The 23999-nt window shown below is 59.3% G+C and carries 21 protein-coding genes and 1 pseudogene; 17 read left to right on the top strand and 5 right to left on the bottom strand.

All coding sequences use genetic code 11. The annotated features are described in order from the left end of the window. Positions 1–5 precede the first annotated feature (5 nt). The 3 genes from AC1DPR_RS24995 to AC1DPR_RS24985 are packed head-to-tail and all read right to left on the bottom strand — an operon-like array spanning position 6 to position 3769. Positions 6–1493 carry an NAD-dependent succinate-semialdehyde dehydrogenase gene (locus AC1DPR_RS24995; RefSeq protein ID WP_018858170.1) on the bottom strand — a complete coding sequence of 496 codons (1488 nt, stop codon included), beginning with the start codon at positions 1491–1493 and terminating at the stop codon, positions 6–8. Between the two features lie 18 nt (positions 1494–1511). Continuing rightward, entirely contained in the window at positions 1512–2738 is a 1227-nt protein-coding gene (locus tag AC1DPR_RS24990; protein ID WP_018858169.1) for an iron-containing alcohol dehydrogenase, read from the bottom strand. Further along, entirely contained in the window at positions 2735–3769 is a 1035-nt protein-coding gene (locus tag AC1DPR_RS24985; protein ID WP_477817356.1) for an Ldh family oxidoreductase, read from the bottom strand. The genes AC1DPR_RS24990 and AC1DPR_RS24985 overlap by 4 nt, the downstream gene beginning before the upstream one ends. An 89-nt stretch (positions 3770–3858) precedes the next feature. On the opposite strand from AC1DPR_RS24985, the gene AC1DPR_RS24980 reads away from it, so the two are divergent. From AC1DPR_RS24980 to AC1DPR_RS24955, 6 genes and pseudogenes are all read left to right on the top strand, one after another. After that, positions 3859–4560: a GntR family transcriptional regulator gene (locus tag AC1DPR_RS24980; RefSeq protein ID WP_112648121.1), complete on the top strand. Its 702-nt coding sequence runs from the start codon at positions 3859–3861 to the stop codon at positions 4558–4560. 10 nt (positions 4561–4570) lie between these two features. Further along, a complete protein-coding gene (locus tag AC1DPR_RS24975) occupies positions 4571–6151 on the top strand; it encodes a sugar ABC transporter ATP-binding protein (RefSeq protein WP_245267970.1) in 1581 nt (526 codons plus the stop codon). Continuing rightward, entirely contained in the window at positions 6148–7140 is a 993-nt protein-coding gene (locus AC1DPR_RS24970) for an ABC transporter permease (protein WP_018858165.1), read from the top strand. The genes AC1DPR_RS24975 and AC1DPR_RS24970 overlap by 4 nt, the downstream gene beginning before the upstream one ends. 57 nt (positions 7141–7197) lie before the next feature. Next, positions 7198–8148 carry a substrate-binding domain-containing protein gene (locus tag AC1DPR_RS24965; RefSeq protein WP_037089991.1) on the top strand — a complete coding sequence of 317 codons (951 nt, stop codon included), beginning with the start codon at positions 7198–7200 and terminating at the stop codon, positions 8146–8148. A 58-nt stretch (positions 8149–8206) separates the two neighbouring features. Further along, complete coding sequence (locus AC1DPR_RS24960) at positions 8207–8821, top strand: DJ-1/PfpI family protein (protein WP_018858163.1); 615 nt, start codon at positions 8207–8209, stop codon at positions 8819–8821. 398 nt (positions 8822–9219) lie between these two features. Next, positions 9220–9432, top strand: a pseudogene (locus AC1DPR_RS24955) (PIN domain-containing protein); the annotation flags it as partial. 85 nt (positions 9433–9517) lie between these two features. Here the strand turns inward: AC1DPR_RS24955 and AC1DPR_RS24950 are convergent. Beyond that, on the bottom strand, positions 9518–11110 hold the full coding sequence (locus AC1DPR_RS24950; protein ID WP_477817355.1) for an ABC transporter substrate-binding protein: 1593 nt from the start codon (positions 11108–11110) through the stop codon (positions 9518–9520). 230 nt (positions 11111–11340) lie between these two features. Here AC1DPR_RS24950 and AC1DPR_RS24945 point away from each other — a divergent pair, with 230 nt between their 5' ends. From AC1DPR_RS24945 to AC1DPR_RS24910, 8 genes are all read left to right on the top strand, one after another. Then, the gene (locus AC1DPR_RS24945; RefSeq protein ID WP_477817354.1) at positions 11341–12156 is read left to right on the top strand and encodes an NAD-dependent epimerase/dehydratase family protein; all 816 of its coding nucleotides are present in this window, start codon (positions 11341–11343) and stop codon (positions 12154–12156) included. Positions 12157–12162: 6 nt separating this feature from the next. Continuing rightward, positions 12163–13242 carry a mandelate racemase/muconate lactonizing enzyme family protein gene (locus AC1DPR_RS24940; RefSeq protein ID WP_018858160.1) on the top strand — a complete coding sequence of 360 codons (1080 nt, stop codon included), beginning with the start codon at positions 12163–12165 and terminating at the stop codon, positions 13240–13242. Between the two features lie 422 nt (positions 13243–13664). Beyond that, positions 13665–15260, top strand: a complete 1596-nt coding sequence (locus AC1DPR_RS24935; RefSeq protein WP_026371916.1) for an ABC transporter substrate-binding protein — start codon at positions 13665–13667, stop codon at positions 15258–15260. Between the two features lie 67 nt (positions 15261–15327). After that, entirely contained in the window at positions 15328–16344 is a 1017-nt protein-coding gene (locus AC1DPR_RS24930) for an ABC transporter permease (protein WP_018858158.1), read from the top strand. A 67-nt stretch (positions 16345–16411) separates the two neighbouring features. Then, positions 16412–17254, top strand: coding sequence for an ABC transporter permease (locus tag AC1DPR_RS24925; RefSeq protein WP_112667743.1), 843 nt, complete (start codon positions 16412–16414; stop codon positions 17252–17254). A gap of 10 nt (positions 17255–17264) precedes the next feature. Further along, on the top strand, positions 17265–18116 hold the full coding sequence (locus AC1DPR_RS24920; protein WP_018858156.1) for an ABC transporter ATP-binding protein: 852 nt from the start codon (positions 17265–17267) through the stop codon (positions 18114–18116). Next, positions 18113–18871 (top strand): ABC transporter ATP-binding protein, encoded by a 759-nt coding sequence (locus tag AC1DPR_RS24915; protein ID WP_018858155.1) that lies wholly within the window; start codon positions 18113–18115, stop codon positions 18869–18871. Before AC1DPR_RS24920 ends, AC1DPR_RS24915 begins: the two co-directional genes overlap by 4 nt. Before the next feature lie 60 nt (positions 18872–18931). After that, the gene (locus AC1DPR_RS24910; RefSeq protein ID WP_018858154.1) at positions 18932–19990 is read left to right on the top strand and encodes a dienelactone hydrolase family protein; all 1059 of its coding nucleotides are present in this window, start codon (positions 18932–18934) and stop codon (positions 19988–19990) included. Between the two features lie 28 nt (positions 19991–20018). Here the strand turns inward: AC1DPR_RS24910 and AC1DPR_RS24905 are convergent, their stop codons facing one another. Next, positions 20019–21167, bottom strand: a complete 1149-nt coding sequence (locus AC1DPR_RS24905; RefSeq protein ID WP_018858153.1) for a mandelate racemase family protein — start codon at positions 21165–21167, stop codon at positions 20019–20021. Positions 21168–21442: 275 nt separating this feature from the next. On the opposite strand from AC1DPR_RS24905, the gene AC1DPR_RS24900 reads away from it, so the two are divergent. The 3 genes from AC1DPR_RS24900 to kduI form a co-directional block, all read left to right on the top strand. Continuing rightward, a complete protein-coding gene (locus AC1DPR_RS24900) occupies positions 21443–22183 on the top strand; it encodes a FadR/GntR family transcriptional regulator (protein ID WP_026371914.1) in 741 nt (246 codons plus the stop codon). A gap of 93 nt (positions 22184–22276) precedes the next feature. Beyond that, positions 22277–23188, top strand: coding sequence for a 5-dehydro-4-deoxyglucarate dehydratase (gene kdgD / locus AC1DPR_RS24895; protein ID WP_018858151.1), 912 nt, complete (start codon positions 22277–22279; stop codon positions 23186–23188). 62 nt (positions 23189–23250) lie between these two features. Beyond that, the coding region (gene kduI / locus AC1DPR_RS24890; protein WP_477817353.1) for a 5-dehydro-4-deoxy-D-glucuronate isomerase at positions 23251–23999 on the top strand (749 nt) is incomplete at its 3' end.

Genomic DNA, 23999 nt, shown 5'->3' with positions numbered 1-23999 from the left:
CCAGCTCAGAAACTTGTTGCGATATATTTCGCTTCCATGAATTCGGCAATGCCATGATGCTGACCACCCTCGCGGCCAAGGCCGCTTTGCTTCACACCGCCAAACGGGGCTGCAGGATCGGATACAAGACCACGGTTTAAGGCAATCATCCCAGCCTCGATGCCGTTGGAGACCCGCAGCCCGCGTGCAAGGTCGCGCGTGTAGACGTAGGCAGCCAGGCCGTATTCCGTGTCATTGGCTCTCCGGACGGCTTCTTCCTCGGTTTCGAAGCGATAGAGCGGCGCGACCGGCCCAAAGATTTCCTCTGAGGCCATCTCTGACTCAAATGGCACATCCGCCAGAACAGTCGGAGGATAGAAATAGCCGTCACCTGCCGGGACGTCGCCGCCACAGAGCGCACGGGCTCCTCGGACCTTTGCATCGGCCACGAGGCGTGCGATCTTGTCGACCGCCTTGCGGGTGATCATTGGACCGCATTCGGTGTCCCCGGAAACTCCCGACCCCATAATGAGCGCGCCCATGCGCCTCGTGAGGCCTTCGGCAAATGCATCGTATATCCCCGACTGGACGTAGAAGCGGTTGGCCGCGGTGCAGGCTTCGCCGGCGTTTCGCATCTTGGCGATCATCGCACCGTCAAGGGCCGCTTCCAGGTCTGCGTCGTCGAACACCACGAAGGGTGCGTTGCCGCCCAACTCCATGGAGCAGGAGATGACATTCTTCGCAGCCTCCGCCAAGAGGCCGCGACCGACACCAGTCGATCCTGTAAAAGAGAGCTTTCTGACACGTGGATCCGCGAGAACCTCTGCCGTTAATGGTCCGGGGCTGGTCGTCGTCAGTACGTTTACGACACCGTTCGGCACCCCGGCCTCCTCATAGATGGCAGCCAATGCGTAAGCAGTCAGCGGTGTTTCGCTGGCGGGCTTGAGTATCACGGTGCAACCAGCAGCAAGCGCAGGCGCGATCTTCCGGGTAGCCATCGCCGCCGGAAAATTCCACGGCGTGATCAGCAGGCAGATGCCTATCGGCTGGTAGTCGACGATGATGCGATTGGTGCCTGATGGCGCTATGCCGAACTCGCCCGTAATGCGGACAGCTTCTTCCGCATTCCAGCGGAAGAACTCGGCTGCGTAGGCGACCTCACCACGCGCGTCGCGCAACGCTTTGCCATTTTCCAGCGAGATAAGTGTCGCCAGCATCTCGGAGCGCTCGATCATAAGCTCGAAGCACCGGCGCAGGATCTCGGAGCGCTTGCGTGGCGGCGTAGCCCGCCATCCCGGCGCTGCAGCGGATGCAGCTTCGACACTGGCGCGGGCATCCTCGATCGTGGCATCCGGCACGGTGGCGAGAACCTCGCCCGTCGAAGGGTTCACGACGTCGATTGTCCGACCGGACCGAGATGGCTGCCAGGCTCCATCGATGTAGAGGCCGCGTGCGGTCGCCGTGAGATCCGGCAGGTGGTGGTCGACTTGAGGTATGTGGTGGGCAATGGTCATGATGCTTCCCCGATTCTCTTAGATGGCGGATGCGGCGAGATCGCCTTCGTAGGCCGCTCTGACGAGACGCTTCATGGCGTCGAGGTCAAAAGACCGCGGATTGTTTTTGATGAGCCTGTCGATGCCGAAGGCCTGTTCAGCGGTCCAGTCCAGCTTGTCGGCGGCAAGGCCCAGATCCGCGAGCGTCCGTGTAATGCCTATTGTTGCAAACAGTCTGCGGATCTCTTCGATGGCGGCCAGTGCAAGTTCTTCCTCGCTACCGTTCGCGTTGTCGAGGCCGAGTGCGGTGCCGATTTCGGCCATCTCGGCAGCAGACACGGATCTGTTGTAATTCATCACATAAGGCATCATGGTAGCGACACCGAGACCGTGTGCTGTGTGGGTCAGCGCTCCGGCCGGATATTGGATTGCGTGAGCTGCAGCGGTCCCTGCAGTCCCAAAGGCACATCCGGCCGCCAACGCACCCATCATGACATCGGCCCGTGCGTCTTCATCGGAGCCATTCTTGCAGGCCCTCTCCAGGCTGCGGCCGAGAAGCTTGATCGCCAGCAACGCGAAATGATCGGTAAGAGCGCTCTTTCCGATGAATACATGGTTCTGAGCAAGCAGCGGATCGGTACCGCGTCGCGCCGCGGTGAAGGCCTCGATTGCGTGGGTGAGGGCGTCGGCCCCCGCAACCGCCGTCAGTCCGGGCGGGCAGGTCATCGTAAGTTCGGGATCGCAGATGGCGGTTGTGGCGATCAGATAGGGACTGGATATCCCGACCTTGAGCGTGCGTTCGGAATCGGAAATGACAGCGACGGGCGTGACTTCGGACCCCGTCCCCGCCGTCGTCGGCACAGCGATGATCGGAAGCGTCGGGCCGGGCACCTTGTACTCGCCGTAGTAGTCCTTCAACTGCCCGCCATGGCTAAGGAGCAAGGCGGCACACTTTGCCATGTCCAGGCAGCTCCCTCCACCAATGCCAATCACCATGTCCGGGTGAAAGGTTCGTGCTTCCTCCACGCAGACGGAAACTGTCTCGATGGGAACGTCCGGCTGGACACCATCGTGGATCAGTACTGCGATCGAGGCGGCCTCGAGCGCCTTCACGATATCCGCGAAGACGGGCGTAGCAGCGAACCGCTCGTCAGTGCATAGCAACGCACGCTTGCCCAGCCTCGTGGCAATGTGCGGGAGGGCATGACGTTGTCCCTTGCCGAAGAGAATTTCCTGGGGAAGCCGAATGGCGGCGAAAAGGGTCATTGTGCATGTCCTTTAACAAGTGCTTCGTTTGAGCGGGAAAGGGCGTTAAGTTCGTCCCAAAGCCTTCCAGGAATCTCGATTCCGTCGCAGAGCGCCTGCTGGCGGCGCGACCAGGTGCCGTCGCCAGGGACCGTTACTGGTCGTGTGGGCTCGGCTGGACGCGATTTCCGGATGCGATCGAGGTAGGTACTGAAGCAAGCGAGGAGGTCGGGCTGCTTGCCGGCGTCGATGGCAATCAACACGTCCCCCTTGTTGCAGATGGCATCGGCATCCAGCGTTCCCCGGACGTCAGGCGCAGTCGATGAGTCCGCAATCGAGGCCACCAGCAATTCAAGTGCCATACCAAGAGCGTATCCCTTGGCGTCGCCGAACGGAGCGATCGACCCGTTCATTGCAGCGGCGGCGTCGGTCGTCATTTCTCCGTCGCTGTCGCGTGCCCAACCCTCCGGGATCGCGCATCCGTTTGCCGCATGGTGATGGATCTTCCCCATTGAAACCACAGAGGTCGCGAGATCGACGACCAGCGGTCGGTCCGCAGTCGGCACGGCAATCGCAAGGGGATTGGTACCGAGGAGGGGCGTTGTTCCGCCATATGGGTGGACGAGTGCCTCGCTCGAAGATAGCGCGATCCCGATGAGGCCTTCTTTCGCGAGGTGCTCTACGTAATAGGCGAGCATCCCCAGGTGGTTTGAGTTCCTGATGCCAGCAAGGGCCACGCCTGTCGAAGAAGCGCGTTCAGAGAGCATGTTGCATGCCTGGAGCGCGACCACTGGCCCCAGTCCGCGCAGCCCGTCGATCTTCAGGAATGACGGCGTTCGCCAGTGTGATTTCCCTTGGGTGCGTGGATCGATGAGACCATTGCCAATTCTCTGAAGAATCCTCGGCAGCCTTTGAAGGCCATGCGATGGATGACCTCTCAACTCTGCTTCGACGAGAACGTCGGTTTGCTGCAAAGCGTATGAACGAGGGGTCCCTTTTTCCTCGAGAAGGTTCCGCACCAGGTCCGCCGCTATCTCCCTCTTTACTCTCACGACAGCTCCAAATAAAATCCTATAGGATATAGTATTGAATATCGGCGAGCATCGTGTTAGCGATTGGTTCTGTCAAGAGGCAATAGATGATGCAGAATAGAACACCCACGATCCTTAACGATGCGCCGGACACGGGCGCGTTCATCCCGAGGGCCAATAGTCTTGCGGGAAGCGTCTATGAGGCCATCTTCGCCCAATTGATGGCTTTGAAGATTCCCCCAGGCGCAAGGATCAATGTCGATAATCTGGTGCGCGAGCTGAATGTTTCGCAGACTCCCATCCGCGAAGCGCTTGGGCGGCTGGAAGGGGAGGGACTGGTAGTCAAGACCCACCTAATCGGTTACAGCGCGGCTCCCCAGATCGCGCGACGCCGCTTCGACGAGCTTTATCAGCTTCGTCTCCTGCTTGAGCCGGACAGCGCAGCCAGAGCGGCCCTCGCGATGGACGATGAAAAGCTTGCAACGCTTCGCGAAGCAGCCGGAGTGATGGGGCGACGTGATGGCACCGATGAGCGCCTTCGCTATTCGACATTCGCGCGCCAGGACGCAATGTTCCACGACCGTATCCTCGAATATGCGGGCAACGAGCTCATCCGCGAGACGCTCAATCACCAGCACACGCATTTCCATATCTTCCGTCTGATGTTCCACTCACGGGTGACCGAGGAGGCTCTCGACGAACACGAAGCGTTACTGACGGCATTCGCCGCAGGCGACGCCTCCGCCGCCGAGAAGGCGATGCGCGTCCACCTTGAGCATTCACGGGACAGGCTGCTCCCAGCTTTCGATTGAGGAATCTGCGATGTCGAGCGTTGTCAGCATTCACAGAGATGGAAGAGCGCCCGTGGTTCAGGCCGATGACCTCGCACGTCAGCCGGTGTTGCGTGCCGAAAACCTTTCCAAGGAATATGGCCCGGTCACGGTTCTTTCGGATGTGACACTCGACATCCATCCCGGCGAGATTCACGCGATCATCGGCGAGAACGGTGCCGGCAAATCGACTTTCATGCGGCTTCTGTCCGGCTACGCCGAACCTACAGCAGGTTCGCTGAGCATGGACAAGGGGGTGGTCCGTTTTGTCGGGCCTGAGCAGGCCCAGCAGGCTGGTATTGTTCTGGTCCACCAGGAAATTCTGCTTGCCGATGCCCTGACTGTCGCGGAAAACCTGTTCCTCGGCCGCGAATTGATGCGCAACGGAGTCGTTGACGACCGGACGATGCGCCGTCTCGCCGCTGAGAAGCTGGCTGAACTCGGAAGCATGGTTTCCCCCAATGCGCTGGTGCGAAACATCTCGCTTGCCGACCGCCAGCTTGTCCAGATCGCTCGGGCGCTGCTGGATGATCATAGGCTGGTGATCTTCGACGAACCGACAGCCGTCCTTACGGGGGACGAGGTCGAGCGATTGCTCTCGATTATCCTGCAACTCAAGGCGCAGAAGATTGCTGTCCTCTATATCAGCCACCGTCTCGACGAGGTGCAGCGAATTGCCGACAAGGTAACGGTGCTGCGCGACGGCAAACTGGTCGGCACGCACCCGGGCCACAGTCTCAGTCAGTTGGACATGGCGCGTCTTATGGTCGGACGCGACCTCGCGGCGCTCTATCCGGAAAAGTCACCCGCGGCCGCGGGTGAAAGGATGCTTTCAGTCCGGAACCTGTCAGTTCCGGGTTTTGCAAAGGATATCACCTTTGACGTTCGCAAGTCCGAGATCCTCGGCTTCGCCGGAATGATCGGGGCGGGCCGGACGGAGCTATTCGAAGGCATCATGGGGTTGAGACCGGCAACTGGCGAGGTCGAGCTCGAAGGCAAGTCGATCAACATTCATTCGGCGCGGGCGGCGATCGACGCCGGGATCGGTTACTTGACCGAGGACCGGAAGGGAAAAGGCCTTCTCCTCCAGGAGCGGCTTGCACCCAACCTCACCCTGTCCGCGCTTCAACGGTTTCATCCCGGTTTGTTGATGCGGCGACGCCGCGAACAGACCGCTCTGACACAGGCCGTCGATCAATACGACATCCGATTGAAGAGTTTGGGGGTGAAAGCAGGACAGCTATCCGGTGGCAATCAACAAAAGCTTCTGCTTGCAAAGATATTGTTGGCCGCGCCCTCGGTCGTCGTCATCGACGAGCCGACGCGTGGCATCGATATCGCCAACAAGGCGCAGATTTACGCATTCATCCAGCGGCTCGTGATGGAGGGGAAGGCGTGCGTCGTGATCTCCTCCGAAATGCAGGAACTGATCGGGATCTGCGATCGAATTCTTGTGATGCGGGAAGGGCGCATCGCGGGGGAGGTCTCAGGAGACGAAATGACGGAGCACAACGTCGCGCTTCTGGCGACAAGCGACGTTGCTCCGGGAAAAGGCGAGGGAGGAAACAGATGACTGTCATTACGGGTTCGACCCCGGTCAAACCGGAGCGGGAATGGAATATCGGATGGGCGGATGTGGGACCATTTGTGGCTCTGATCGCATTGCTGGCAATCGGTTTTGCGGTCAATCCGGATTTCCTCTCCGCGACCAATCTCGGCAACGTCATCACCCGCAGCGCCTTCATTGCGATCATCGCGGTCGGAGCAACCTTCGTCATCTCTTCGGGGGGCCTTGATCTCTCCGTGGGCTCCATGGCCGCATTCATCACCGGGATCACGATCATGTTCATGAACCGGATGGCACCCGACTGGGGTGTTTCGGCAATCCCGGCCGGGATGGTGGTGGCGATTGCCGTGGGTCTCCTCTGCGGATTGATGAACGGCATTATTGTGACTGTCGGCAAGATCGAGCCGTTCATCGCGACGCTCGGAACAATGGGCATCTTCAGGGCACTGATCACGTACATGTCCGACGGCGGCACGATCCCCATCGATCGCACTCTCCGCGACGCGTACCGCCCCGTGTACTTCGGCACCATCGCGGGCATCCCGTTGCCGATCCTGATCTCGATTGCCGTCGCTGTCGTCGCCTCGTTCATTCTCTACAAGATGAAGTACGGGCGCAAATGCGCCGCGGTCGGGGCCAACGAGGACGTTGCCCGCTATTCCGGCATCTCGATAATCAAGACCCGCACGATCGCCTACGCCATCCAGGGGGCCTGCGTTGCGATCGCCGCGATCTGCTACGTGCCGCGTCTTGGCGCGGCCACCCCGACGACTGGCGTTCTCTGGGAACTCCAAGTCATCACGGCAGTTGTCATCGGCGGAACCGCACTCCGCGGCGGCAAGGGTCACGTCTGGGGCACGGTTGCCGGAGCGGTCATCCTTGAACTCATCGCCAACCTGATGGTGCTATCCGACTTCGTTTCCGAATACCTGGTGGCGGGCGTCCAGGGCGTGATCATCATCATCGCGATGCTCATTCAGAGGTTCTCGAAATAATCCGCGTCCGGACCGCGCGGCGAATGAATTTTGTCGGTCCTATTCTGGGAGGAATGAATGTTGAAGAGGAAATGGGTTGTGGCACTCGCCGCAAGCACGGTGCTGCTCGCGGGTCACGCATTGGGCGCCGACAAGAAAGTGGTCGCCGTGTCGATCCCGGCTGCCGACCACGGTTGGACGGCAGGCATCGTCTATCACGCGCAGGCCGCAGCAAAGGAAATCAATGCCGCGTTTCCGGACGTGGAGGTGGTGGTAAAGACCTCGCCTTCGGCTACGGCGCAGGTGAGCGCGCTTGAGGATCTGTCGGCCGGACGCAAACTCGATGCGCTGGTGATCTTGCCTTACACGTCCGAGGAACTGACGACCCCCGTCAAGGCGGTGAAGGATGCGGGAACCTTCATCACGGTCGTCGACCGCGGCCTGAACGATCCAACGATCCAAGACCTATACCTGGCTGGCGATAACATCGCCGTCGGACGCAACACTGCAAAATTCATGATCGACAAGCTGGGCGGCAAGGGGAACCTTGTCGTGTTGCGGGGAATTCCGACAGTGATCGACGACGAGCGCATTCAAGGATTCCAGGACGCGATCAAGGGCACTGACCTCAAGGTACTCGACATCCAGTATGCGAACTGGAACAGTGACGAGGCCTTCAAGCTGATGCAGGACTATCTGGCCAAATACCCTCAGATCGACGCCGTATGGGCAAACGACGACGACATGCTGCTTGGGGTGCTCGAAGCGGTCAAGGAATCCGGGCGCAAGGATATCAAGCTGGCACTCGGCGGCAATGGCATGAAGGACATCGTCAAGAAGGTCATCGACGGAGACGCCATGACCCCGGTCGAAACGCCTTACCCGCCAGCGATGATCAAGACAGCGATCTACATGACGGTCGCCAACTTGGTCGGACAGGCTCCCACCAGAGGAAACGTCAAGCTCGACGCGCCTCTCATCACGCAGGCGAACGCGAAGGAATACTACTTCCCGGACTCGCCGTTCTAATAACAGAAACAGGGGTGGCAAGGAGCCACCCCGCCGCATGGACAAAGAGGAGTAAATCATGCCAGGCAAGAAGATACTGATGCTGACCGGCGAATTCACCGAAGAGTACGAGATCTACGTTTTCCAGCAGGCGATGGAAGCAGTTGGCCATACGGTCCACGTCATCTGCCCTGACAAGAAAGCCGGAGATCTTATCAAGACCTCGCTTCATGACTTCGAAGGCGATCAAACCTATACCGAGAAGCTCGGGCACTTCTTCACCATCAACAAGACATTCTCAGAAGCCGAAGTGCAGCTAGACCAATATCACGCCGTTTATGCTGCCGGTGGCCGCGGTCCGGAATACATCCGCACCGACAAACGTGTGCAGGCCATCGTCCGTCATTTCCACGAGAAGCAGAAACCGATCTTCACGATCTGCCATGGCGTGCAGATTCTTATTGCGGTCGACGGCGTCGTGCGCGGGAAGAAAGTCGGTGCGCTCGGCGCTTGCGAGCCGGAAGTCACACTCGCAGGCGGTACCTATATCGACCTTTCGCCGACCGAGGCCTACGTTGACGGCACCATGGTATCCGCAAAGGGATGGACGGCGCTCGCCGCATTTATCCGGGAATGCCTGAAAGTGCTCGGGACAGAGATTCACCACCGGGATGATGTTGCACAGGCAGCGTAAGCTCCTGCGACCTCTCCATCAGGGTCGCCGTCACCCGGCGGCCCCAAACCAGAAGTTTCACTGCTTCCGATGCACCATTCGTTTGCGGCCAAGCGTGAAGGGGTGAGGCCCTCTACGGTCTGCATGGGATCTGTCGAGCCTCCCCTGGTCGTTTTGAGAAGTCAAAGGTTCGCAACGAAACTTCGACTGCACCGCCATCAGATGTAACGGCAGGTTCAGAAGCGACGGCCTGATCAATCCTACTTCGAAGGCAACGATGGAGCGACATATCACTCTTCTCGTTCGGCGCGCGATCGCTGCCGCCATCGCCAGGAAATATAGGAAGCCTCGGATGCAACATTCACCGGATCTGGGCCGACCGCGGCCAATGATGCAGTCATCAACAACGGCGGGGCCGCCTCGCTACGTCGCAGTTTTACTCGGAACTGATGGTGCGCGCTCGAGTATCCGGAAAGGCTATCGCTAAGGCGGATGGATATATTGCAGCCACAGCAGCGGCCAACGGCCTTTCGGTTACAACACGCGATACAAGCACCTTCGAAGCCGTTGGATTGAAAGTTATTAATCCATGGCTTTTGCATAGCCGCGCTACCTTGAAAAATGCGCCATGACGTCAGGCAGGTCCTCGATCATTCGTGCCCTATAGAGGCGCCCGCAGCGGTGACCGCGGGCACGTCCTGGAGGAGCTTATGGGGATCAGCGCTGCTTGGAGACAGTGCGGAGACGAACGGTCCAGCCGTAGTGGGTTWCGTAACCCTTGACGTCAGCGCGGTAGACGACGCTGTCGACGACCGCCGAAATCGGCTGCAGGGTCGGAACGAGGTCCTCGTAGCGCTTCTGGATGTCCTCATACATTGCCTTCTGCTTCCCCTGGTCGCGTTCCACCAAGGCTTTGGCCGACATGTCGTTCAGCTGCTGGTCGAAGAAAGAGGTCCGCCAGCCGATAATTCCGCTGAGCTTGGCATCGTCGGCATTGTTTGGATTGATGACTAGTGCTCGTAGGTTGGAATGCGGATGCGGCTCCTGACCACCGCCGCCGCGGCCGACGATCATCTCGAACTTGCGTTCGCGCATCGGGCCATAGATCTGGTCTCCGGCCCCCTGGACGATCTCGGCCTTGATGCCAGCCTGGGCCAGCGTCGCCTGGATCGCGGTGGCGGTGTCGGCAAACGGCGGCTCGTTGAGCGTCAGCAGCTTGACGGCGAAACCGTTCGGATAACCCGCCTTGGCGAGCAGTTCCTTGGCCTTGGCGACATCGACCTTGTAGTCGGGATCCGGCAGGGCGCCGATCACCCCCTCTGCGACTGGGCGCAGACGCTTGGCGCCGTAATTCGGCATGATCGTCTTGTTGATGCCGTCGTAGTCGATGAGATAACGGATCGCCATTCGGACATCCTGGTTCTTGAACCGTTCGTCCTTCATGCTGACTGCGAGGAAGTAGAAGCCCGAGCTTGGCGTGCTCTGGACTTCGACATCCTTGTTCTTGCTGAGTGCGGCGATATCCGGAACGGAAAGACCGATCGCGACATCGACGTCACCCTTTTCCAGCATCAGGCGTTTGGTCTGGGACTCCGGAAGGTGACGGAAGATGACCCGCTTCATCTTGGGTTTTTCGCCCCAGTAATCGTCGAACCGCGTCAGTATGAGCATTTCGTTGGAGGACCAGCGCGTCAGGTTGAAGGCTCCGGAGCCGGCGGCATTGACCTTCAGCCAGGCCGCGCCCCTGTCGCCATTGGTCTCGTGGGACATGACGGTCTTCATGTCGACGACTGCGCTCGCATCTGGCTTGCCGAAGATATCGAGGGTGAGCTGCGGATCGGTCGCTTGGGCGGGCTTGAGGGTGATCTTGTTGCCGTCCGCCGTCAAAAGCGAGTCGATATTGTTGCCCCTGTAGCCAAAGGACGACCAAACGCCCGCGCCGACAAGACCAAGGCCGATGTTGCGCTTAATTGACCAGACGACGTCTTGCGCTGTCACCGGGTTGCCGGAGCTGAACGTCGCGCCGTCTCTCAGCGTAAAGGTGATCGAACCATCGTCGGCGATCGTCCAGGAGCTCGCAAGGCCCGGATTAAGGGTCTTCTTGTCGGCGCCCAGTTCCACCAGCGTGTCGTAGAGATTGGTGATGACGCCGGTCGCCTCGCGCCCCGAGATCGCAGCCGGATCTAGAGTAAGGATATTGTTCATGCTCAGGCCGACGATCAACTGGTCGGCAGGCGTGTCCGCAAATGCGACCATCGGCGCGGACAGCGTCAAAGCCGTGGCGAGCGCCACATGCCTCATCCATTTCATTGGGGTTCCTCCATTCTGGCGCTCACGGTAAGACATCATATGAGCTGATGTCTTGTATGAAGACCTAAACAGCTTCCTTCGTCAACATATGCTGGCAGTATCGCGTAAATTTGTCTAAATACGGAAACCACGGGGCTTCGATGGAGCCTTGGCATCGTATTTCTGACGCCTTGTCATATGATAAGATTGCTGTTACCCGACATGGGTTCGGTCCGAATAGGAGGAGTAGGATGAAGCGGCTTCTGATCACCGGAGCTGCCGGCAGTATGGGCATGGCCATGCGGCAACGACTCGGCCATTTGGCCGAAACCATTCGCGTTTCCGATATCACCCCGCTGACGGCGATGACGCCCAATGAGGAACCGGTCAGCTGCGACCTGATGGATGCTGACGGTGTGATGCGAATGGTGGAAGGCTGTGACGGTATCTTGCACTTCGGCGGCATCCCGTCGGAAAACACCTTCGACAGTATTCTGGAGGCCAATATACGCGGCCTCTACAATCTCTACGAAGCGGCACGCAAGCATGGCAAGCCGCGCATCCTGTTCGCCAGCAGCAATCACACGGTTGGCTTCTATCGCCAGGACCAGTTCATCAGCGTCGACCAGCCGGCCAAACCGGACGGCCTCTACGGCGTATCGAAATGTTTCGGCGAAGCTCTGGCGCAGATGTATTTCCACAAGTTCGGTCAGGAGACGGCGATCGTCCGCATCGGTGCATGCTGGCCGAAGCCGACGACGGTGCGAATGCTGGCGATCTGGCTGAGCTTCGACGACATGGCCTCGCTCGCCGAGCGAGTGTTCAAAGCGCCCTATCTCGGTTGTCCGACGATCTGGGGCGTTTCCGACAACCAGGCGAAATGGTGGGACAATTCGGCTTCCGCCTATCTCGGCTGGAAACCGAAGGACAATTCTGAGACCTATCGCGCCGAACTGGAGCGCAGCCCCGGCATCCCGGACAAGGACTCGTCCCAGGCAAAATGGCAAGGCGGTGGTTTCGTCGACGAGCCAATCTATATCGAGCCTCCGCGCTCCCCGATCCGGTAAAGTCTCATGAAAATTACCCACCTCACCACCACCGCCGTCAGCCTGCCTCTCGCCGAACCGCTCGGCAATGCCACCGCCACCATTCGCCAGCTCTCCTGCATCGTCGTAGACCTCGGCACCGATGAGGGATTGCGGGGTGAAAACCTCATCTTCACCATCCGGCCGGAGCAGGTAAAGCTTCTGGACGCCATGGTGCATGTGCTGTCCGACGCTGTGATCGGCCTTGATCCGGACGATACCGGCGCATTCTGGGCGGATGCCTGGCGGCGCATCAACTTCATCGGCTTCACTGGCGTCTCGATCATGGGTATTTCGGCCATCGACGGAGCTATGTGGGACCTCAGAGCCAAGCGCGCTGGTCTTTCTATCTCGCGGATGCTCGGCAGGTGCCGGGAGACAATTCCAGCCTATGCGAGCGGCGGGTTGTGGCTCACCCAGGACATCCCGGCACTGGTGCGCCAAGCCGAGGGTTTCGTCGCGCAGGGTTTCAAGGCGATGAAGCTGCGACTTGCCGGAAGGATCGAAGTCGACCTGCCGCGGGTCAAAGCCGTCCGGGCGGCGATCGGCAGCGAGATCGCGCTGATGGTCGATGCCAATCAGGTGCTGGATGCGGATGCCGCCATCAGGCTCGGCGATGCGTTGGCGCCATTCGACATCGCCTGGTTCGAGGAACCTGTACCGGCGCATGCCCTCGAGGCTTCGGCCAAGGTGGCGAACGCCCTGCGAATACCGATCGCCTCAGGGGAGAACGAATACACTCGTTACGGCTTTCGGCGGATGATCGAAGCAGGCGCCGCCTCTATTCTCATGCCCGATCTTCAACGGGTCGGTGGTGTAACCGAATTTGCGCGCGTCGGCGCGCTGGCGGCGAGCTTCGACTTGCCGATTTCGTCACACCTCTTCCCGGAAATGAGCTTACAGCTCCTTGCTCATGTGCCTACGGCTCATTCTCTCGAATACATGGATTGGTTCGCTCCGCTCTATCAGGAGAAGATCGATCTTATCGACGGTCTGGCGCGGGTTCCCGATGCGCCGGGTTGGGCAATGGCATTGGATCGCGCTGCTATTCGGTGCTACAGCCTGTGACAACAAGCACTGCGGAACGGCGGGAGCCTTCCCAAGGAAGCCGCCTTCGCCGTTTGCGTTTCCGGCGAAGATGAGAACCGGCGTTCCTGTCGTGAACGAGACACTTGAAGGACGCGCCGGCTACCTGAAGGCATTCACAATTGCAGTCGGCGTCTTTGGACGCTACGCCTCAGATCGACGCGGCTCACCTCTTCGAGGACATCGGTTTAAGGAGCTCCTTACGGGCCAGTGCCCGGGAGTTGCTCTCCATGGGCTCTTCCTATCGGGAGGTGTTTCTGACCGTCAGGGCAATTGCCGCCCGCTCGCGAAAATAAGGATCGCTGCCGCGTGGGCATATCATACAACTTGACTAATGAGATATTATGACAGATAGTATCACCAGTCGATCGGGAGTCGGCAAAGGAGGATTTTCGATGTATCACATGAAGGCAATGATTGCTGCAGCGGTTATCGGCGCAGCATGCTGGAGCGCACCGCTTCGTGCCGAAACGCCGCCAAATATGCTTGTTGTTGGCTTCTCGATGAACAATATCCTGACATTGGATCCGGCGGCCATTACCGGCAAGGAGACGGTCCAGGTTCTCGCCAACATATACGACAACCTGGTTTCACTCGATCCTGTCAACAGGTCCGAGGTTACACCTCAGCTCGCGGAGAGCTGGGTCGTCAGCGATGACAAGTCGAAGATCACTTTCACCTTGCGAGACGGGGCGACCTTTGCTTCCGGCAACCCCGTCACGTCCGAGGACGTCGTCTGGTCGTTGAAGCGGCTGATGTCATTGAACCTGGCCCAGGCGTCGTTCTTGAAGACCCATGGGTTCACTGCCGACAACGCCGAGGCAAGCTTCACCGCTCCGGACGTCAAGACCGTGGTCATCACGCTTCCCAAGAAGGTTGACCCGGAACTTATCATCATGACGCTGGGCATCGTTGGCCCGGGATCGATCTATGACAGCAAGACTGTGCTGGAAAATGAAAAGGACGGTGACAAGGGTGCCGCCTGGCTGACCACGCATTCAGCGGGGTCGGGACCATTCGTCCTTGGTGAATGGCGCTCGAACGAGCGCGTCGTTCTTGATCGCAACGACAAATATTGGGGCGATAAGCCGGGGATGCGCCGCATCATCATGCGTCATCTGGCAGAATCGCAGAGCCAGCGCCTGATGCTGGAGAAGGGCGATATCGACATTGCCTTCTCGATGTCGGCGGCCGATCTCAAGTCGCTGGAAGCCAACAAGGACGTCAAGATAGAAACAATCGGTGGCAGTGGCTTCTATTATCTTGCGGTGTCGATGAAAGATGAGAAGTTCAAGAACCCGAAGGTTCGAGAGGCACTTCGCTATCTGATCGACTATCAGGGTCTCGACAAGACTGTCCTGCCGTATTTCGGCAAGCTACGCGATCGGCCGATCCCAAGCGGCATCTTCGGTGCATTGCCTGATGCCGGCTACAAGCTCGATGTCGAGAAGGCGAAGGCGCTGTTGGCCGAAGCAGGCTATCCGAACGGTTTTTCGACGACGCTCCGCGGTATTTCGGACGCGCCGTTCTTGAACCTCGCAACGGCTCTCCAGGCAACACTTGCCCAGGCGGGCATCAAGGCCGAAGTCATCACCGGGTCCGGCGATCAGATCTACGGCGCGATGCGCGAACGCAAATTCGAGTTGCTTGTCGGCCGCGGCGGCGGCGGACAGTTGCCGCATCCTGACTCCAATCTGCGCGCTATCGCCTACAACCCGAACAATTCGGATGAGGCAAAGCTGACAAACTTCCAGGGTTGGCGCACGTCGTTCTTCGACGAAAAACTGAACAGCATGATCGATGCTGCGCAGGTTGAAGGCGACAAGACTGCTCAGACTAAACTCTACGGCGATATCCAGGGGTATTATGCCGACCTCGTACCGGCGATCCAGCCTTTCTCCGAGGTAGTGGATACCGTGGGCGTGCGCGCCGATATCAAGGGGCTGGCGCTGAATCCGTCCTGGTCGACGCAATTGCGTACGGTCACCAAGGAACGCTAGGCCGCCAACACGTGCGACGGGTGTGTCCCGTCGCATATGCCATTTTGTGACTATGAAAGATCCAGCAATGAGCCATGATCGCATCTTTGCCGCCGCGCGGCAGGCCGGCACCATTATGGTGACCTTGCTCGGCCTCCTCATCCTGACGTTTTGCATCGGTCGACTGATGCCGGTGGATCCGGTGAGAGCGATCGTCGGGGAGGAGGCGGATCGCGCCACCTACGAGTTGGTCGCAGAGCGGTTGGGGGTCAATCTGCCGCTTCACACTCAATTCATCCGCTACGTCGGGGACGTGGTGCGCGGCGACTTCGGAGTTTCTATCCGCACGGGACAGCCCGTCATCAGCGACATCGCTCATGTCATGCCGGCTACGATTGAACTTGCCACCTTCGCCATTCTTTGTGGGGCTGGTTTCGGGATACCTCTCGGTATATTCGCGGCGATCAATCGTAATCGGCCAGCCGATCACATCATCCGCTTCCTGACGCTGATCGGGCATTCGATGCCGATCTTCTGGACGGGCATGATCGGCCTCATTATTTTCTATGCGGTGCTTGGGCTCGTGGGCGGCGGCGGGCGGATTTCCGACTACTATATCGGCCTTGTGCCGGAGACGACCGGCTTCATGCTCATTGACGCGGCGATCGCTGGCGACTGGGAGGTCTTCGGCGACGCGCTCAACCATCTCATCCTGCCCGCCAGCATTCTCGGTTACTCGTCGATGGCTTACATCACCAGGATGACGCGAAGTTTCATGCTCGACCAGCTTGGGCAGGAGTATATTACGACGGCGCGAGTGAAGGGATTGTCGAAGGGCCGGACGATCTGGCATCACGCCTTTGCCAATATCCGGGTTCAGCTCGTCACCATCGTTGCCTTGGCATATGGCAGCCTACTCGAAGGGGCGGTGCTGATTGAGACGGTCTTCTCCTGGCCGGGCTTTGGACAATACATCACCAACAACATGCTCATCGGCGATATGAACGCGGTCATGACCTGCGTGCTGCTTGTGGGCGTTATCTTCATCGCGCTGAACCTGCTTTCAGACGCACTCTACAAGATCTTTGATCCAAGGACGCGGTGACATGGCACCAGGACATCTTGAAATGGGCAATCTTGTTTTGACTGAGCGTCGCAACGGACCTGTTGTCATGGCGGCCAGACGTTTCGCCGCGGTCATCGGCGAGTTGCTGGCGAACCCAACAGCTGCCTTCGGCGTCATCGTCATCGCGATACTGCTGTTGACTGCGCTGCTTGCTCCCGTTCTCGCCAGCCATGACCCCAATGTCGTCGACCTCGGCAACGCTCTGGGCCGACCGAGCAGCCTTCATTGGTTCGGAACGGACGAACTGGGAAGGGACGTCTACAGCCGCCTCGTCTATGGAAGTCGGATCAGCCTGACATTCATTTTCATCGTGTCTATCATCGTTGGCCCGGTCGGACTTCTGGTTGGAACGACAGCCGGATACTTCGGCGGCTGGTGCGATACGGTGATGATGCGCATTACCGATATCTTCCTGTCGTTTCCGAGCCTGATCCTGGCGCTTGCCTTTGTCGCGGCATTGGGCGCGGGCCTGGAGAACGCGATCATCGCCATAGCGCTCACTGCCTGGCCACCAATTGCCCGCCTGGCACGAGCCGAGACGCTGACCTTTCGCGGGGCGGACTATATCGCTGCCTCGCGCATGCAAGGCGCCTCGCCACTGCGAATCATCGTAAAGTCGATCATGCCCATGTGTCTGCCCTCGGTCCTCGTCCGCATTACGCTGAGCATGGCGACGGTGATCCTCACTGCTGCTGGCCTCGGCTTCCTCGGACTTGGCGCGCAACCGCCCTTGCCCGAATGGGGTGCGATGATGGCGACGGGCCGGCGCTACATGCTGGACAACTGGTGGCTCGTTGCGTTTCCAGGCGGCGCGATCCTGCTCGTCAGTCTTGCTTTCAACCTGTTGGGCGACGGTCTTCGCGACGTGCTCGACCCGAAGCAGAAGTGAGGAACGTCACATGGCCAATCTCCTCGATGTCCGCAATCTGCATGTCAGCTATCGCGGCCGCAAAGGTGACAACCCGGTTGTCAAGGGAATCTCGTTCTCGCTCGGGCAAGAGAGGCTGGGGATCGTTGGTGAATCCGGATCGGGAAAATCCACCATCGGTCGGGCGCTACTGAAGCTTCTGCCGACGGCCAATATTACAGCCGAGCGGATGCAATTCGGTGAAACCAATCTGCTGACCTGCCGCGAGAAAGAGATGTTGCAGGTCCGCGGACGCCGTATGTCGATGATCTTGCAGGACCCGAAGTTTTCTCTCAATCCAGTCCACCGGGTCGGCGATCAGGTTGCGGAAGCCTATCGCATACACAGTGGCGCCTCACGCGGCGCGGCCAAGCAACGCACGCTGGAAATGCTGGAGGCAGTGCAGATTCGTGATCCTGAGAGGGTGTTCAGTCTTTATCCGCACGAGGTCTCGGGCGGAATGGGGCAGCGCGTCATGATTGCGATGATGTTGATCCCCGAGCCTGAGCTGATCATCGCCGATGAGCCGACCTCGGCGCTCGATGTCACTGTACGCATGCAGGTGCTGAAGATCCTCAATGACCTGGTGATCAGTAAGGGCATTGGGCTGATCATGATCAGCCATGACCTCAACCTGGTCCGCAATTTCTGTGACCGCGTTCTGGTGATGCGGTCGGGCGAGTTCGTCGAGGAACGGCAGGCGCGCGACCTGAAGAACGCAGAGCATCCCTACACACGCGGATTGCTGGCAGCGCAGCCTCACATCGGCGGTGACCGCCGCCCACTGCCTGTCTTGAGCCGCAGCCAGACCATCAAAGTCGCAACAGTTGAGGGTACACCATGAGCGCGATCGAGATTGAAGATCTATCCATTTCGCTCGGCATTGGCGTGCACGCAAAGCGCATTCTCGGGGGCGTGAACTTCAGCGTCGACAAGGGCGAGTCCTTCGGGCTAGTCGGAGAATCTGGCTCGGGCAAGTCGACGGTCCTACGGTGTATCGCCCGCCTGCTGAACGCGTGGGATGGTAGGATTGCCATCAACAACAAAGCCGTCCGCGATACGCCTCAGGACGAATACTGCCGTACCGTCCAGATGGTCTTCCAGGACCCCTACGGATCGCTTCACCCGCGCCAGTCGATCCAAACCGCGCTTCAGGAGCCCCTGCGCATTCAGCGTATGGATCGCCATCAAGAACGCATGGAACAGGCGCTGATTGAGGTCGGGCTCACTCCCGCCTTTCTCCAGCGCTATCCGCACGAGCTCTCCGGCGGGCAGCGCCAGCGCGTCGCCATCGCACGCGCACTCATCCTCGATCCTTCCGTCCTGCTGCTCGACGAGCCCACTTCGGCCCTCGATGTGTCCGTTCAGGCAGAAGTGCTGAACCTCCTCTCCGAGCTTAGAGCACGCAAGGGGCTGACCTATCTCCTCGTCTCGCATGATCTCGCGGTGATCGACCATATGTGCGATCGGCTGGCGGTCATGCAGCATGGACGCATCGTCGAGATCCTGGACCGTGCGGTCCTTTCGACGGGGCGGGCGACCGATCCCTACGCAAGGGAGCTGATCCGAGCCAGTGTCGAGTACGACCAGGCAGTTTGAGCTGGCGCCAAGCGGCGCAATCGTGAGGTTGGCAGCGCCGGGCAATATGGATGAAGGCCGATGATCGACCGCGACAATCTTGCCTCCATCGCTCGACGGCATCGCGATGCGTCAGCATTTCCGTTGAGATTCGGCGGCTCTTCGGTCGACTTCGTGACGTGGCGTTCCTCGACATTGGACCATGTCGTGCAGTCGATCGATCCTGACGCATGTCATGTCGACGGGGTCGAAACGATGGAGCAATGGGATTGCTCGTCTTTTGCCGGCAAACGGTTGAGCCTTCGATTTTCCAATGGCGAGGTGGCTGAGGCCCTTCTGCTCCTGCCACACCAGCAGACACCTGCACCAGCCTTGTTGATGTTGCATGATCACGGTGCGACCTTCAATATCGGCAAGGAGAAGGTAGTCCCTGCGCCGCCAGATGGTCCGACGCGGGAAGCCGCGCGGGCGTGGGCAGATCGTTTCTATGGCGGACGTTTTCCTGGAGAAGAGGCGGCGCGGCGTGGCTATGTCGTTCTCAGCGTCGATGCGCTCGGCTGGTCAAGCCGTTGCGGCAACGGGTACGAAGCGCAGCAGGCGCTTGCCGCTAACCTGATGCAGTTCGGTGTCTCGCTTGCCTCAGTCGTTGCCATGGAGGATATCGCAGCCGCCAAATTTCTTGGCGAGTTGCCAGAGGTTGATCGGAAGCGCGTGGCAAGTTTCGGATTTTCCTTTGGCGGGTACCGCGCCTGGCAGGTCGCAGCCCTTTCTGCCGACATTGCGGCCTTCTGTGCAATCGGCTGGATGGGCACCCTGGATGGGCTCATGCAGACCGGCAGCAACCAGTTGCGCGGCCAATCGGCATTCTACATGCTGCATCCACAGATCGCGGGCAAGCTAGACTATCCCGACTTTGCCGGCCTTGCAGCGCCGAAGCCGGGCTACTTTCTGAGCGGGCGCGAGGACCGGCATTTCCCTCCAGCCGTCGTTGAGGCTGCGTTTGGCCGTCTGCGTGAGCTCTGGTCGGCCGGAAAGGGGATGGAAAACCTGAAAACGGCCATCTGGCAAGGCGGCCACGAGTTTCCCATCCCAGAGCAGGACGCTGCGCTCAACTGGCTCGATGCGGCTCTCAGGGGCTGACGAACGACGCTTCGCCAGCCCCTCTTGTTCATGCCACCAAGTTCGCCTCGATGAAGGCGAAGTTGATGTCTTCTCCAAGACCCGGCTTATCGGAAAGGTGGACATAGCCATGTTCGTCCATGGGATCGACAAGCGCGTTCAGATACTCGAAGCCGTCATCATACTCGAGGAAGGGATGCAAGAGGCCTCGTTCGTACCACTTGGCATTCTTGCTGCAGGCGGCGACGATCAGGTTCGGGGCGCCGTTGCCATGAATTTCGCAATACATGCCGAAGGACTCCGCAAGGTGCATCGACTTCATCGCAGGGCTGATGCCGCCGACATCGTGCACGCCTGTCCGCAGGATGTCGCAGGCATTCGAGGTGATCCACTCGGCGCGACTGAAGTGCTTTCCACCAGCGCTCTCCGGGCCAAGAACGGGAATGTCGAGATTGGCCGCAAGCCAGGCGTAGGAGGCCGAGCTTTGCTCGTCCATCGGCTCTTCGATCCAATCGAAGCTCAGCTTCTCCAAGCCCTTGCCGAGTTCGAGCGCCTCGGTTCGGCTATACCAATGAAACGCATCGATCATCAGGTGGATATCGGGACCAACGGCCTCCCGCACGGCCGCGCAGGCCTTCAGATCCATTTTCACATCAGGTGCCCATGACACCGGAGGCATCCAGGTATGCAGCTTGATACCCTTGTAGCCGCGCTTTACCAGCTTTTCGGCGAAACGCCCGTAGTCTTCCGGCGTCGCAAGGCCGCCCTCGAGCTCGTCGCCACACATGATCGATCCATAGGCCCGCACCTTGTCGCGATAGCCGCCGATAAGCTTGTGGACGGGGATAGCCAGCTTGCGTCCGGCGAGATCCCACAGCGCGCAGTCCACGATAGCAAGCGTCCGGTCGGTCAGTTGTGCAGCGCTGCCACGCTGCCAATGGGCGAGTTCCTGCCAGAGTCTCTCGCGATCAAATGGATCCTGGCCGATCAGTACCTTTTTGATGAACTTGTCGAGGACATGCGGACGAACGATTTCGGGCGGGGAAAAGCAGTAGCCCTCGGTGCCATCGTCTGCGACGATCGTCAGCAGCGCAAGGTTGACCTTGTGAGCCGGCCCAGGATGGGCATGTCCTGCCGTGTCGGCGTGGCGATAGGTTGTGTGCGCAAAGACGCGCACGTTAATATCAACGATCTTCAAGTTTTCTCCTCCAGGTTCTTTTTGTGTCCGGCCCGTGGCCGAATACGGCAAATGTCGAAGGCTCGATCCACAGTCCTGTCGCGTCATCGCCTGGACTGTTTCGGTGCTGACGTGCGCGGCGATCCCTTTGCCGAAGGCCTCCGGATGCTTACTTGTAATACGGCGTCACTAATGTCATAATATGTCTGACGCGCTCTGGTCAATCGGATTTTTGCAATCACTTGACAGGTGAGCGTCGTTCGGGATGTCTAGATCGACAGAGGGCGGGGACAAATATGGGGCAAAATGTGGTTCAGCAGACAGGGACAGAGCAACGCAAAAGCGGTGAGACGTTAGTGGAAATGGTGGCGCGCCGCCTGCGCGATGCGATTGCGTCAGGGGCCTTGAAGCCCGGCGATCGGTTGCCAACGGAAGGTGGTTTGACGCAGGAATACGAGGTCAGCCGAACGGTAATCCGAGAGGCGATCGCTTCCCTTCGTGCCGACGGACTGGTCGAAGCGCGCCACGGGGTCGGCGTCTTCGTCCTGACGCCTCCGGCCGGCGCCTATGACGGGTTCAAAAGCGCCGATCCCAATAAGATCTCCTCGTTGCTTGAAATGCTTGAGCTGCGGGCCGCGATCGAAATCGAGGCCGCCGGGCTTGCGGCCATACGGCGTTCGCCGGCCCAGGAAGAGGCCATTCTTGAGGCCTATGACGAGATTGAGCGACTGAAGCAGGATCAAAAGCCGACAGTCGAGGCAGACAGGGCGTTTCACCTGGCGATAGCTGATTCCACCAGCAATCCCCGTTTTCGTGAGTTTTTACAGTTGGTCGGCAAGCAGATCATTCCTAGGGGCGTCTTGGCTGAGGGTGATACCGAGAGATCCTCGCAGGAGTACCTGCAGCAGATTCAGGCCGAGCATTTGCGAATTGCCCGGGCGATATCGGACCAGGATGAGGCCGCGGCGCGAGAGGCGATGCGTCTCCACCTGAAGGGAAGCCAACAGCGCTACCGGAATTTCATCAAGCGCGGCTGAGTGATCTCAATTATCGTATGATGAGTTATTGACAGTCATCATATCTCTGCTAGTTTCACTGCCATCGACTCTCGTTCTGTCCGGAGGATATCCATGGCACTGGACCCCATTTCTTTGAAGGCAGCTCTTGGAGCTGGCCTTCTTTCTTTCCCCGTCACCCCTTTTAACGACGACGATCGGTTTAATCGGTCTGTCTACGAAGACCATGTCGGCTGGCTTTCCGGTTTCGGCGCGAGTGTCTTGTTTGCAGCCGGTGGTACCGGCGAATTCTTCTCGCTGACGCCCGACGAGCTGCCGGAGGTGGTGCGTGCTGCCAAGGCATCAGCGGGCGCAACGCCGATCGTGTCGGGATGCGGATACGGCACGAAGATGGCCGTGCGGATCGCCAGATTGGCCGAAGAGGCGGGGGCCGACGGCATTCTGCTGCTGCCGCAATATCTTATCGATGCCAGCCAGGACGGCCTGTTTGCACACGTGAAGGCGGTTTGTGACGCGGTCGACATCGGCGTTATGGTCTATAATCGCGACAACGCCATCCTGTCGGCCGATACCCTTGCACGGCTCTGCGAGGTTTGCCCCAATCTGGTCGGATTCAAGGATGGCTCAGGCGAAATCGGGCTGGTACGACAGATCACAGCAACCATCGGCGACCGGCTCACTTATCTCGGCGGCATGCCGACTGCCGAGCTCTTTGCGGATGCATATCTCGGTGCGGGTGTGACGACCTATTCGTCGGCGGTTTTCAACTTTGTGCCGGCTCTGGCACAGGAATTCTACACGGCGCTAAGGGCCGGGAAGACCGAAACTACCAATCGCATCCTGCGTGACTTCTTCTTCCCGTTCATGGAGATACGCAACCGCCGCAAGGGCTACGCGGTATCCGCCGTCAAGGCAGGCGTGCGCCTGCAGGGCTTTGATAGCGGTCCAGTACGCGCGCCCCTGACAGACCTTACAGTGGACGAGGTCTCGATGCTCGAGAAGCTGGTAGCTCCGCACCGCAGATGACAAGCGGCACCGTCAGTATGTCGCTGACGAACTGAGAAAACACAGACGGAAGGACGGCTTTGATGAGCCACACTGATTTTACCAACCGCTATGCGATCGATCCGAAGACTGCGGCACGGTTCAGTACGGAAGAGCTTCGCGAAAACTTCTTGCTGCCACCGCTGTTTCTGGCCGGCCGCATCCAGCTTCACTACACGAATTACGACCGAATGATCGTCGGTGGTGCAATGCCGACTTCTGCGCCGCTTTCACTGGAAACGATCAAGCCTGCCGGGACCGACACGCTTCTGGCCCGGCGCGAGCTGATCGCTGTCAATATTGGTGGTGCCGGCATCGTCAGCGTCGATGGCGAAGAGTTTCAGGCCGGTACCCGCGACATGGTCTATGCCGGCATGGGGGCTTCGGTGACGTTCCGGTCCGTATCGGCCGAACAGCCGGCAAAATTCTACCTGCTCAGCGCCCCCGCGCATGTCCGTCACCCTGCAAAGCATATCGGCATTTCAGATGCCAAGCGCGTCGATCTCGGCTCTCAGGCAACCAGCAACGAGCGTTCGATTTTCCAGTTCATCCATCCGGACGGTGTCAGAACCTGTCAGCTCGTCGTTGGCATGACGACGCTTGCTGAAGGCTCGGTGTGGAACACCATGCCCTGCCACGTCCATGACCGGCGGATGGAGGCCTATCTCTATTTCGATCTGCCGGAAAAGGCCCGCGTCGTGCATCTGATGGGAGAGCCGAACGAAACGCGCCACCTGATCGTCAAGAACGAGGAGGCGATCCTGTCGCCGGGTTGGTCCATCCATTCCGGTGT

The sequence above is a fragment of the Rhizobium sp. 01T417 genome (assembly GCF_056398905.1).
Note: the sequence above shows the minus strand (reverse complement) of the source record. Positions and strands in the feature narration are given on the sequence as shown.